9 protein-coding genes are annotated in these 12,600 nt (G+C 48.0%); 5 read left to right on the top strand and 4 right to left on the bottom strand.

Going from position 1 to position 12,600, the window contains the following annotated elements; translation table 11 throughout:
* Window positions 1-1,208: 1,208 nt before the first annotated feature.
* Complete coding sequence (locus H6G89_RS32615) at window positions 1,209-2,303, top strand: hypothetical protein (protein ID WP_190514181.1); 1,095 nt, start codon at window positions 1,209-1,211, stop codon at window positions 2,301-2,303.
* A 303-nt stretch (window positions 2,304-2,606) separates the two neighbouring features.
* Here H6G89_RS32615 and H6G89_RS32620 read toward each other — a convergent pair whose 3' ends face one another.
* The 3 genes from H6G89_RS32620 to H6G89_RS36525 all read right to left on the bottom strand — a co-directional run bounded on the left by H6G89_RS32620 (window position 2,607) and on the right by H6G89_RS36525 (window position 4,878).
* Entirely contained in the window at window positions 2,607-3,356 is a 750-nt protein-coding gene (locus H6G89_RS32620) for an SDR family oxidoreductase (protein ID WP_190514182.1), read from the bottom strand.
* A gap of 33 nt (window positions 3,357-3,389) precedes the next feature.
* Window positions 3,390-4,391, bottom strand: a complete 1,002-nt coding sequence (locus H6G89_RS32625; protein WP_190514183.1) for an alpha/beta hydrolase — start codon at window positions 4,389-4,391, stop codon at window positions 3,390-3,392.
* A 295-nt stretch (window positions 4,392-4,686) separates the two neighbouring features.
* On the bottom strand, window positions 4,687-4,878 hold the full coding sequence (locus H6G89_RS36525) for a nucleotidyltransferase domain-containing protein (protein WP_375539715.1): 192 nt from the start codon (window positions 4,876-4,878) through the stop codon (window positions 4,687-4,689).
* 212 nt (window positions 4,879-5,090) lie between these two features.
* On the opposite strand from H6G89_RS36525, the gene recD2 reads away from it, so the two are divergent.
* Window positions 5,091-7,295: an SF1B family DNA helicase RecD2 gene (gene recD2, locus H6G89_RS32635; RefSeq protein ID WP_190514184.1), complete on the top strand. Its 2,205-nt coding sequence runs from the start codon at window positions 5,091-5,093 to the stop codon at window positions 7,293-7,295.
* A 527-nt stretch (window positions 7,296-7,822) separates the two neighbouring features.
* Complete coding sequence (gene topA, locus H6G89_RS32640; protein WP_190514185.1) at window positions 7,823-9,985, top strand: type I DNA topoisomerase; 2,163 nt, start codon at window positions 7,823-7,825, stop codon at window positions 9,983-9,985.
* A 230-nt stretch (window positions 9,986-10,215) separates the two neighbouring features.
* On the opposite strand, the gene H6G89_RS32645 is transcribed toward topA, so the two are convergent.
* The gene (locus H6G89_RS32645; RefSeq protein WP_190514199.1) at window positions 10,216-11,052 is read right to left on the bottom strand and encodes an SDR family NAD(P)-dependent oxidoreductase; all 837 of its coding nucleotides are present in this window, start codon (window positions 11,050-11,052) and stop codon (window positions 10,216-10,218) included.
* Between the two features lie 203 nt (window positions 11,053-11,255).
* Between H6G89_RS32645 and H6G89_RS32650 the strand changes: the two genes are divergently transcribed.
* Both H6G89_RS32650 and H6G89_RS32655 read left to right on the top strand, forming a co-directional pair.
* Window positions 11,256-11,882, top strand: coding sequence for a transglutaminase-like domain-containing protein (locus H6G89_RS32650; protein ID WP_190514186.1), 627 nt, complete (start codon window positions 11,256-11,258; stop codon window positions 11,880-11,882).
* Between the two features lie 488 nt (window positions 11,883-12,370).
* Window positions 12,371-12,598 (top strand): helix-turn-helix domain-containing protein, encoded by a 228-nt coding sequence (locus H6G89_RS32655; RefSeq protein ID WP_190514187.1) that lies wholly within the window; start codon window positions 12,371-12,373, stop codon window positions 12,596-12,598.
* Window positions 12,599-12,600 lie beyond the last annotated feature (2 nt).

The following is a 12,600-nucleotide window of genomic DNA, read 5'->3' on the forward strand; positions in this document are numbered from 1 at the left end:
CGGCTTTCGGTCTGCCAGGTTGGAGTCTCACCCGGAGCGGCATGGGGTGCAAAGATGTAATCAAAGCGGTGGGGAAACAGTTCCAGAAATGTATCATTCCATTCCTGGATGTAGCGGAAATAGGTTGTCGATTGAGCAATAGTCATACTGGCTCCATATCAATGGAACCGGCTCAGATACGCTTGTTTAGACTCGTTCAAATCCCGATCGCTTGCAGCAGTAGCCAAGTTAGCTTAATTGCCGTGACTCCGGCTATCAATTAAGTCACAGGGCTGTCTGACAAATCTTTTATGCTTGGCGAATGAAATCGCAGCTATGGAAGCAAAACCCGCCGACGCGAGTTACAAAAAACCTTAATGTATCAAGTTCGTGCAGGCAGACTTTGATCGGATAGGCGCGAAGTCAATTTGTCAGCCACAGCACGGAATATCAAGGGCTTCAGAACTTTTGTCAGCCAACCAGTTAAGACGGCTGTATTTCATGAAGACTGGCTAGAACTGCTAAGATGCAGATACAAAGACTTAGTCGAGAAATTGCCGTTTCTCAACTAGGCTCAGGGAATCGGGATGATTGAGACTTTGGCGAGGCTCTGTCCTGGTTCCCTAATTACTGCAAATCAATAACATCTGGCGGTTTTGGTAGAACGATTCTAGACAATGACTTTGTGGAAGCCATTGCAGCATGAGTCTTAGACCTCCAAGGCGTGAGAGTGAGTGTTGTCTATCTTCCTTAGAACAAAGGAACTAAAGGAGATGCGATCTATTAAACACCTAAAATTCTTCTATGAAATAGGCTCAAAATAGTTCTGTGTGGGCTTTACGCCGGAGTGATAGAACAGCGATACGCCGGAGTGATAGGGTCAGCGATACGCCGGAGTGATAGAACAAGAATTAATATCCCCTGGAGTGATAGAGCAAATTGTACGCCGGAGTGATAGAACAATTACTCTAGCCTTTTTTACAGGTAGATCCTGAAGAATCAGACTTCAAAACAGTACGTTGGAGTGATAGAGCAAATTGTACGCCGGAGTGATAGAACAGTTTCGGTTCATACGCCGGAGTGATAGAAGCACTTATACGCCGGAGTGATAGAACTGGAGTTGAAAAACGTACGTTGGAGTGATAGAAGCTTGAAACTAGATCTGGTGTGGATGGGATCGAAACTCGATATATCTAGTAGAATTCCTCCATGCCTACCTCTACACTCCTATGAATCTGAGTAAAAAAGATCAAACGTTTCCAGTCGATGGTCAGCTATTAATGGTGCTGCCCAGGGCTGCTGCTTCGGTGAATAACCCCGACGTTCGCCTGCCAATTTTGCGCTCGGATGGAGATGGGTACTACCTGGAAATGCGAGTTGAGGCAGATAAGAGCGATGCGGGTGAGGTCGCTGTGACGCGGCGAGTTCCCCTTGAAGATTTGACAACGGATGAATGGGAAGAACTGAAACGGCAGTATGACAGCCTTGATCTGGAGGCATTAGTTGATCAAGGGATCAGTAAGGGGCTGGAGAAGATCCAAGACCGCAAGATTCAACGTCTATTTATGGCGTTGCTGACGTTCCTTAATCCCCGTCAGGTTGGGATTGTGCTGTACTTGTACAAACTAGCCGCTGAGCAAAATAATGGTCCAGTCGTAACCTTTCGCTCTAATGACTTATTAGAAAGTTTAGGCTATTCCCGTACTAAGGGAGGGAGTTTCCACGCTAAGGTGCGATCGCAACTGAATCGTGATCTAGTTGCTCTTCATCGAGTTGAGTTGGTGTTAGCCAAATCGCTTAGAGAAGGTAATAAGATTGGAGCAGAGGTCATTATCAAAAGTATTTTGCGAATTAAAAGCTACAAAATTGAGAACCTCTCAAGAGACTTCGACCTTGTGAAAGCAGCAGACTACACCTACGAACTAGCTGACTCCTACACAGTGTCTTTAGAGTTCTTTGAGGGACCCAGCCGCACAGGAGATTATGTGTTGTTTGCTGGAGATCTAGATATCACCCAAAAATTAGGCAGCAATGCTAAAAATGACTACAAAACCAAGCTTCTGCTTTATCTGGCAAGCCGTTTGAAGTGGGACTCTCCTCAAGATGGGCAATACTTAGCAATCTCTAAGCAATATCTGTTTAAAAACCTTGACCTTCTGGGGAGTAATTCCTCTCGCAATAATCAAATCTTTTGGCGCACAGTTGAGGAATTGCAGCAGGAGGGATACATTCTTGGGGCGCAAGAACTACCCGGTAAACGAAAAACCCCTAGCATTCAGTTTCAAATCAACCCTGAACGATTGCGATCGAATATCCATTTGTGATGTCAGGACTTTTGCTAATTAATATCAATTTGGCTTAAGGATCTAGCGAATGAATTCGCAGCTATAGGAGCAAAATTGCCGACGCGGGTTACAGAGAACCTCAATGCATCGAGTCTGAGAGATGGACTTCGATCAGATAGGCGCGAAATTATTTAATTCACGTTCCTTGACATAAAGCAACCGAGGGGTTGATTAGGACGGGGTGTAGAGGTGGAACCCTTGGCTGGGGGGCAACCCCCACACCCCTATATTAACTGTCGCGACAGTCGCTATATATAAGTGAACCCTTCATCGGCTAAAGCTTTAAGCAATAGAGCGGTTAAGCCAGTCCTCAAAACGGGTCGAACCAATGTGCGAGTTGCCCTGAGGAACGAGAGATTGCTCGTCTAATGTCGCTCCAAAGTAACGGGCGTGGCTCTCTGCAATTACCTGACGGGTGTCGTGATTTGCACTTAAGAAGCAACTAATGAGTGCATCGAAACGCAGCCGATCGGGACCTGCTAGCTCAACAATGCCGTTTACGGGTTCTCCAAGTGCAATATCAACCAGCGCATCAGCAACATCATCTGATAACACGGGCTGTATCAAGGCCGTGGGCAAGCGAACTGTTTGCCCATCAGTAGCTGACTGGGCGATCGCCCCAATGAACTCGAAGAACTGGGTAGCTCGGAGGATCGTATAGGGTATCCCTCCCGACTTGATCAGGTTCTCCTGAGCGACTTTTGCCCGCATATAGCCACTATCGGGGAGGCGATCGGCTCCAACAATCGACAGTGCGATGTGATGACCCACACCCGCGATCGCCCCTGCTGCCAGCAGATTCTTGGATGACTGCTCAAAGAACTCTAGCACGGCTGAATCCTCGAAGGAGGGTGAATTTGTCACATCGACCACAACTTGAGCACCCATCAGCACCTCATCCAGTCCTTCTCCTGTAACAGCATTGATACCCGAAGAGGGAGATGCGGCTATTGCCTCATGTTTGCGCTCACGCAATCGGCTCACGAGTTTTTTGCCGATTAGCCCATTGCCACCGATGACAACAATTTTCACGACAGAGCCTCCCATAATTCAGGGCAAACTGAATTAATCTGATTGCAGATGTTTCTTCAGTTCAGCAGCTGCCTGGACGAATAGAGAACGGGTTTCCGGAAGATTTGCTAAACCGTTGAGCAGTCCAAAGTCATGAATCATACCGTTGTAACGCACGGTTGTCACGGCGACTCCGGCTTCATCCAGCTTGCGTCCATAGGCTTCGCCTTCATCATGTAAAATATCATTTTCTGCAATTTGAATTAACGCTGGCGGTAAACCTTTTAACTGCTCAACCGTTGCCTGTAAAGGAGAAGCATAAATATCTTTGCGCTTTTCTGGATCAGCAATGTACATGTCATACATCCACTTCATCGTTGGCGTGGTCAAGAAACGCTGATCACCAAATTGATGATAAGAATTTGTTTCAAAATTTGCGTCTACGATTGGCCACATCAGAATTTGCAGCTTAATGTGTGGTCCCCCGTTCGCTTTTGCCATCAACGTGGTGACAGCCGTCATATTTCCGCCGACGCTATTACCAACAACAGCTAGGTTTTTGCCATTCACCCCAATCTCTTCACCATGTTCAGCAACCCATTTAGTTGCCGCGTAAATCTCATTGATCGCTTGTGGATACTGAGCATCTGGAGTGCGCGTGTAGTTAACAAAGACGGCTGCAAACCCTGAAAGTACGACGAGATCGCGAACCATGCGCTGGTGTGTTGGGTAATCTCCCAGCACCCAACCACCGCCATGAATGAAGATGAAAACAGGAAGGATGCCTTTGACTCCTTCGGGTCGCACAATATTGAGTGTAATCGGATAACCGTCAGCGGTAATGGTTTTCTCTGACTCTTCAATGCCTGAAAGGTCTACTGGAACAGAAGCCTGGGCATCTACCAGGACTTGACGAGCTTCAAGTGGCGTGAGTTTTTCTAGAGCCACACCGGCGGCATTTAGCTCCTTCAAAAAAGCCTTCGTTTCTTTGGAAAGACGCGGATCAGTCGCAACGTCCAAAATTCCCACGGATGGTGAGTTTAATTGAGCAACCATGATGTTCTCCTTGTGTTGATGGTGGTCATTAATCTGTTGGAGTAGCGAAGCTGTTTGACGTAATAGTTTTGGTTGATGTGCAATGACTGTGGAATTACAATGACGAGACATTGTGTTCCAGGTGAAGTTAGTTTTTACTGAGGGTTGATGTAGTGTTCTTGCTTTAATGTAAGGAATTCAATCAAACTTGTAGTCCACTTGTGGTCTTTAGTTTAAGCAATCGATTGATCACTCATGGGGTGATCTAAAGTACGGGTTTGCTTCAAACTTAAGTTTGAAATGAATGCTTGATTCGTTATCTATAGCGGTACCCGCTTGGATGAAGTATGGGGTGTGGGAGGGGAACTCTATAACAAAGGAGATCAGGCGGTTTCCCTGGCTGGTAATAAATTCCCATATCCACATCTGACTGTAAGGTATGGTTGCCTCTTGCCCTTGAACCACCCAACGCGGTTGCTTTGCAGTTGCGCTTCGCACTAAACACCACAATCCCTTCAACGAACCCCTGCTTGGGAGCGAAGCCCCCAAACCCCCCATATTGCAAAACTTTGTGTTCGCAACACTAGTAGGTATGAGGTGGGTTTCTCAGGCACTATGAGGAATAAGGTAGCATCATCAATAGAACCAAGAATGACAGTGCTACCTCTACAGCGTTTTACAACAGGGAGCACGTCCAACTCCGCTCTCTTGATATTGATCATGCAGCAAACTGAAGCACTTCAAGGAGTCATTGAACGCATTACCTTCCACTCAGAGGAATCCGGCTACACGGTGGCACGGCTCAAAGCTCCTCGTACCAGTGAACTCATTACCATTGTTGGTAACTTTGCCAACGTTCAGGCAGGGCAAACGCTGCAAATGCAGGGAACTTGGCGGGAGCATCCCCAATATGGGCAGCAGTTTCAGGTCACCCAATATCGGGAAACCAAACCGGCTACGCTTACTGGCATTGAGAAGTATTTAGGGAGCGGGCTAATCAAAGGCGTTGGTCCGGTCACAGCTAAACGAATTGTGGCTCATTTTGGACTAGAAACCCTCGATATCATTGAAAACCAAATTGAGCGGCTGGTCGAAGTTCCTGGTATTGCTCAAAAGCGGGTCAAGATGATCCAGACCACCTGGCAGACGCAAAAGGCAATCAAAGAGGTCATGCTGTTTCTGCAAGGGCATGGTGTTTCCACAACCTATGCTGTCAAGATCTACAAGCAATACGGTGACGAGTCGATTGAGGTTGTGACAGCCAATCCCTATCGCCTTGCTACCGATGTCTATGGAATTGGCTTTGTCACGGCTGATGCGATCGCCCGTAACCTGGGAATCCACCCTACTTCTGAATTTCGTTACCGAGCCGGGATTTTGCATGTTTTAGGTGAAGCGTCTGAGGATGGGCATTGCTTTTTGCCTCAGTCAGAGTTGGTTGAGCGCACCGTCAACCGATTAGCACTGCCTGACCATCGAATTGCACCCGAAGACATTGTTGCATTAACAACAGCGATGTCAGTCGATGAGCAATTGATCATGCAGGGTGGACCGGGCGATTTTCAAGGGCAATTTCTGTGTTATTCTCCGCCATTTTTCCACTCGGAGCAGGGGCTCGCTCATCGCGTGAAGTCTCTGTTAAATCAACCCGTCACGGTGGATGTGGAACGAGTAGAACGGTGGATCGATCGCTTCACCGACAGATACGGTCTACAACTCTCCGATCAGCAGCGACAAGCGGTGATTATGGCAGCCTCGCATCGAGTGCTGATCCTCACAGGTGGCCCTGGCGTTGGAAAATCCTTTACCTGCAAGACCATTGTGGCGTTGTGGAAAGCGATGGGAAAGACAATAGCTCTGGCTTCTCCCACCGGGCGAGCGGCTCAACGCCTGAGTGAATTAACCGGGCAAGAAGCGAAAACGATTCACCGATTGCTGGAGTTTGACCCCAAGCAAATGAAGTTTAAGCGCGATGGGGATAACCCCATTCCAGCCGATGCGATCGTGGTTGATGAGTCTTCCATGCTCGACCTGTTTTTGGCTAACTCTCTCTTTAAGGCGATCGCCCCAGATGCCCATTTGCTTCTGGTGGGTGACATTGACCAATTGCCAAGTGTAGGACCAGGAGCGATATTACAAGATTTGATTAGTTCTGAACTGATCCCGGTAATTCGGCTGACCCAGGTTTTTCGGCAAGCTCAACAGTCTGCTATTGTCACCAATGCCCATCGCATCAATCAAGGGGAATTTCCCAAGCTTGAGAAGATTTCAGATACCCCCAAAACCGATTTTCTTTGGTTTAATGTCGAGGAGCCAGAACATGGTGTTGCAGGCATTCGAGATATTGTGACCCATCTGATTCCAAAACTGGGCTTTGATCCTGCCAAAGATTTGCAGGTGCTTTGTCCCATGACCAAAGGAGAAGTTGGAACCCGCAGTCTTAACCAGACGTTACAACAACTCATTAATCCGCCTCATCCGAGTAAAGCAGAACTGGTCAGAGGGGGTATGACTTTGCGAGTAGGCGATCGCATTCTCCAGCAGAAAAATGATTACAACCGAGAAGTGTTTAATGGCGACTTGGGCGTGATTACAGCTATTGACGTTGAGGAGCAGGAAGTGAAGGCGCAATTTGGCGATCGAAGTGTCACTTACGATTACGCTGACCTTAATGAAATCACCTTAGCGTTTGCGACGACCATTCATAAATCACAAGGGAGTGAGTATCCGGTGGTGATTTTGCCTGTCTTTATGACGCACTACGTCATGTTGTCGCGCAACTTGATCTACACAGGAGTTACCCGCGCCCGAAAGCTTGTGGTTTTGGTCGGAGGACACAAAGCGATCGCTATGGCTGTAAAACAAGTGAAAGATCAACAACGCTACACGCTTTTGGCCCATCGCTTGAAGCTGAATGCAGGGTAATGCAGAACGATTCTAGATTCCGCACGGAGAGTGCAGGGACAGGCGATGGTTTAATCTCCAAAAGGGTTTGTGGTTAATCGGCAGCTTGAAAAGCAGAACGTCAAGCTCTACCTTTGAGTAACTTAAAACAGATGCTGAACTAGCGATCGCTATCTGTTTACCCAATTATGGGTGTGGGGACTGACCCCAGCGAATGAATTCGCGGCTATTGGGGCGAAGTCCGCTACGCGGACTGAGGTCTTGTTCTGGTAGCGTTCGACTGAGCTCACGCCGAAGTCTGCGGTTTTAACTGCTGCTCCCCTAACCGTCAGATGCACCCCCAAATTATGTCTACTCAACGATGAGTGTAGACGAGCCAGAGCAGTTATAATTAGTACAAACTTACTCTTCACTGTGACAGATAATCGACCGTGAAGTGCGCCAACGGATGAGGGAGAATGCACTTGCATTCCAGCAATCCATTGAACGATTGGACATTTCAACCTGTTGATTGCCTGAGGCTGTGAAGAGATTTCGACGGTCTAGCTATGCCTAACCTACTTTTGATTGAGTCTCCTGGAAAAATTGCCAAGCTGAAGCAGATTCTCGGCAACGGATGGATTGTCAAAGCAAGTATGGGGCACGTGCGCGAGCTAGCCGATGAAGGGGAGGATGCGCTCGGCTTCCAGTTTACCGGGACGACCGTGCAATGTCGCTATGTGCCTCGCGATGCCAAAGCTAAGAAGGTACTAACGGATTTGAGGCAAGCCGTTAAGCAGGCTGACCGTGTTCTGATCGGATGCGATGAAGACCGGGAAGGCGAAGTTATCAGTTGGCATTTGGCACAGGAGTTACGGCTGAAAAATCCTCAACGGGTGGTCTACCACGAAATTACGCCGCAGGCAGTTAGACAGGCGATCGCCCATCCGCGTCCGTTGGATGACAATTTGATTGCAGCAGGGAGAGCACGAGACTGTCTTGATAAACTGGTGGGCTACAAAGGTAGCAAGTATGTTGTCTGGAAACTCAACATCGGCGCGAAGTCGATGGGGCGAGTCCAAAGCGCAACACTGCATCTGCTGTGTCAGCGAGAACGAGAGATTCAAGCCTTTCAGCCGCACGATTTCTGGTCGGTTTGGGTGGACTATGCGGAAGGATTTCGTGCTTTTTATCGAGTCAAGCTGAATGCCACTGCCCAGGCAGGCGGTGTAGAAACCGCAGATGATACGGGGGAATCAACGGCGGCTCCTGAATCGGATCAAGTTCTATCACAAGCTGAAGCCGATCGATTAGTGGCGATCGCCCAAACCCACCCGCATCAGGTTGTTTCAACTGAGGGCAAGATTGCGCATCAGTCGCCGCCGCCACCCTTTACAACCTCTACTCTGCAACAGGTAGCAGGCGCGAAGTTACGGTTTAGCCCCGATAAAACGATGCAGGTTGCTCAATCCCTCTACGAAAAGGGATTGATTACCTATATGCGAACAGACAGCGTGAGCTTAAGTCCTGAGTTCTGTCAGACCGTGCGTCAATGGCTAGAAGCCCGCGATCCAGACAACGTTCCCAAACGTGCGACACAGCACCGCAGTCGCAAAGAAGCCCAGGAGGCCCATGAAGCGATTCGCCCGACCGATGTTCATCGCCCTTCCACGCAACTCAGAACCGAGCTATCAGGGGATGAGTTTGACCTGTACGTTCTCATTTGGAAACGAGCGGTTGCATCTCAGTGCAACTCTGCTCGCTTAAGGAAAACACGAGTCATTACTCGATCAGGACCACTTTACTGGGAAGCCAGAGGACAGGTTGTCGAGTTTCCTGGCTACACGCGCTACTGGCAAAACCTTCAGGCAGATGCCCAATTGCCCCTCCTCACACCTGAACAAGCACTGACGCTGGAGCGATCGCAAGCAGATAAAAAGCAAACTCAGCCACCACCTCGCTACTCCGAGCCGAAGCTGGTACAACTGATGGAGCGCAAGGGTATTGGACGACCCTCCACCTATGCCCCCACGATAAAAACCTTAAAGCAGCGCGACTATGTGCATCTGCATCAGGGCAAGCTTCAGCCGACCAAATTGGGTTTATCGTTGGATGCTGCTCTGGAAAAGCTGCTGACCAAACTGGTTGATCCCGTGTTTACGGCTGAGATGGAACAGGCACTCGATCGCATCGCGCAAGGGGAGATTGGCTGGGAAGAATGGCTGCTGAACTGGAACCAGGGTTACTTTATGCCCGCACTGGATCAGGCGCAAAAGTTGATGATGCAGCACATGGCAGACTCTACACATAGCCAACCTGTCGCGTTAACCGATGTTCCCTGTCCTCAGTGTCAGCATGAGATGGCACGAATTCCCAGTCGCAAGCTGACGAAGGGATTTTTCCTGAAATGCCAGCAATGCGACGACTCAGTTCTGTTTTGGAGTGAGCAAACTCAGCAGTGGGAGCAACCCCGGCGTAAGGCGGTGTCTGACTCGGCAGGGTCTTCCGGGAAACTGACTTCCTATCCCTGCCCCGTTTGTCGTCAGCCGCTAGAAGAATACACCTATCAGAAGGATGGACAGCAAAAGGTGATGCTGCGTTGTCGCGATCGCACAAAGCGACAAGAGAGTAAACACAAGGATGCCGTGTATTTCTATACGGCTAAAGGAAGCTTCTGGAGTCCCAAATTTGGCGATTTGAATACAACACCCGAACGATCAGCAACAGACTAGCAGGCGACTATTGCCCTAATTCCATTCACTGAGCGTGTAAAGCAATCAAAATCACAAAGGTAACAGATATCATACCAATTTGAATTGGCTTCGCTGCACATGATTCCGTAAGGGCGTTTCGCGAAACGCCCCTACCCAGTGATCTGCCACAATCAAACATTAAATCGGTATCACTTTGAAACGAATGTTGTAGAAATGCGATCGCACGAAACCAACGTACTGCAATCCAATCAATTCATTGCGTTAAAATCTTTAATCGGTGCAGCTTTACGATGAGTTTTCGACCCTGATACCTCACCCATCGGAAACATACGAGACATCAACGCATCCCAGGCGCGATCGGGTAACAAACGGCGAACCCAGAAGAAAATCTTTCCGCCTAACCCAACTTTGTAACGAGTCTGAGGACGACGAACCAGAGACGCTTGCACAATCACCTGAGCCACATCTTCTGGAGTTAGAATGCCCCAGGCATTTCCCCCAAACATCTGCTGAACTTGCGCCTCAATGTTTTGTTTGAACGCTGCATAGGGGCTATCACTTCCCGTTTGAGGCATCAACGCATAAAGCTTCTCGACAAAAGGCGTTCGGACTCCGGTTGGTTGAATTAAGATCACCTCCACTCCAAAAGGTTGAACCTCGTAGCGTAAGGCATCTGTGAAGGATTCAACGGCATACTTGCTGGCATGATAAGCACCATTGCCAGGGGTTGTGAAGGTTCCACCAATCGAACCCACGTTGATAATCCGCCCATAGCCTTGCGATCGCATCCCTGGCAGCACCAGTTGACACATCCGCAGTAAGCCAAACACATTAGTTTCAAACTGACAGCGAATCTCCTCCATCGTCAACTCTTCTAAGGGACCAATCTGGTTGTAGCCCGCATTGTTGACCAGTACAGAAATAGCACCGTGCTTTGCCTCGATTGATCGCACAGCGGCAAGCATTGACGCTTCACTCGTAAGATCGAGTTGAAGAACATGGCACCCTTTTGCGACCAAATCACTTAATGTTTGTGGATTTCGAGCGGTTGCATAGGTGATGAACCCGGCTGATTTGAGGGCGATCGCCTGCGGATCGAGTTACTTAGGGAATACTCTTACCTTTTACAAGTTGTTTTATTCCCTAAGACGAGTGTGAATGTGCAAATGAATAGCCTAAATCCCTGAGTTTATACGAGACAAACGTTCTGGGCTGCAAAGGTAGGATATTGCTGCTCAGCTATCGGTTAATCCTTTAGAATTAGCTTGCAAGCTTTGTAGTAGTTGACATGGAAGAATACTTAAGAGCCAGTGAAGTTATTGATTGGCATCATCCTGAAATTATCGAGCTTGCAAAACAAATTGCATCAGGGCATGAAACATCAAGGGCGATCGCAAAAGCGTGCTTCGAGTGGGTACGAGATGAAATTCGTCATAGCTTTGATTACCAAATGAACCCCGTGACTTGTCGCGCTTCTGATGTTCTTAAATACAAAACAGGTTATTGCTATGCTAAGAGCCATTTGCTGGCAGCATTACTACGAGCAAACCAGATTCCAGCAGGATTTTGTTATCAGCGATTAAGTATTGATGATAAGGGTGCTCCCTACAGCCTACATGGTTTCAATGCTATCTATTTACCTGAAATTGGTTGGTATCGAGTTGATGCAAGAGGTAATAAAGACGGTGTGAACGCTCAATTTTCTCCTCCACAGGAACAGTTAGCGTTTAAGATTCAGTTTCCTGAAGAGGCGGATTTTCATGCAATTCTTTCTGAGCCACTTCAGATTGTCGTAGAGGCGTTACAAGCACAAGCTACATGGGATGATATGCTCCGTTATCTTCCAGATCTTGCTTTAGAGTCTGCAAAGAATTACGGTCTTGTGACAAATAACGAGTATGCGCCAGCTAGCTAACAACTCCAATGCACAACCGACTGTTGAGTGGTTATTTGTTGTGTCTTCGAAGTTGTCTGCGGTAGGCGATTGGAACTTTGATGCAGCAAAAATCATAGATTGAGCGTCCATTGAAATCTAATTTACTTATGAATAAAGGTTGTGTCGCAAAAAACAGCCAATGGTCAGGTAGACAGGCTCAGTTCTAACTTCTTTTCCTGCAATGTCTACAGCTTGTTTCAATGGCGGTACTTTGTCCTGAAATCATCCTGCTGAATGTGCGCTGGTATGGTCGATACGCCTTCTATCGGGAGCGTGAAAAGATGATGCAAGAGCGAGGGGTGAAAGTCGATCACTGCCTTAATTTCTCCTCAACCCTTTTGAGATAGTTGAGCAATGACTCGGTTTGCAACGCTTCTCGTTTTTACCTTCCTGTACCTCCTTGGATAGAGAGAACAAAACTACTCAGGTGGTATAGCTAATGAATGCAATTTAAGAGTAGGGTTTCTATGTCTGCAATTGAGCAGTCAAAGCTGGCAGCCTTGATACGCGAAACGCGACAGTGGCTTGACCTCTCACAGGTCAAATTTGCCGAAAAGCGGGGTGTTTCCTTTCAACGTGTGAATTGTTGGGAGCAGGGACGCACAAAGCCTATGCCAATCGCATTGAAGCAGATCGAACTGCTACTACAGCAGATGGGGGAACAGGGCGCAAACTTTCTTGCTCAATATTTATAGGA

Source organism: Oscillatoria sp. FACHB-1407 (genome assembly GCF_014697545.1).
Lineage (GTDB): Bacteria > Cyanobacteriota > Cyanobacteriia > Elainellales > Elainellaceae > FACHB-1407.

Coding starts and splice junctions, on each gene's coding strand:
- H6G89_RS32615 (WP_190514181.1), top strand. CDS start 1,209: ATGAATCTGAGTAAAAAAGATCAAACGTTTCCAGTCGATGGTCAGCTA.
- H6G89_RS32625 (WP_190514183.1), bottom strand. CDS start 4,391: ATGGTTGCTCAATTAAACTCACCATCCGTGGGAATTTTGGACGTTGCG.
- recD2 (WP_190514184.1), top strand. CDS start 5,091: ATGCAGCAAACTGAAGCACTTCAAGGAGTCATTGAACGCATTACCTTC.
- topA (WP_190514185.1), top strand. CDS start 7,823: ATGCCTAACCTACTTTTGATTGAGTCTCCTGGAAAAATTGCCAAGCTG.
- H6G89_RS32650 (WP_190514186.1), top strand. CDS start 11,256: ATGGAAGAATACTTAAGAGCCAGTGAAGTTATTGATTGGCATCATCCT.
- H6G89_RS32655 (WP_190514187.1), top strand. CDS start 12,371: ATGTCTGCAATTGAGCAGTCAAAGCTGGCAGCCTTGATACGCGAAACG.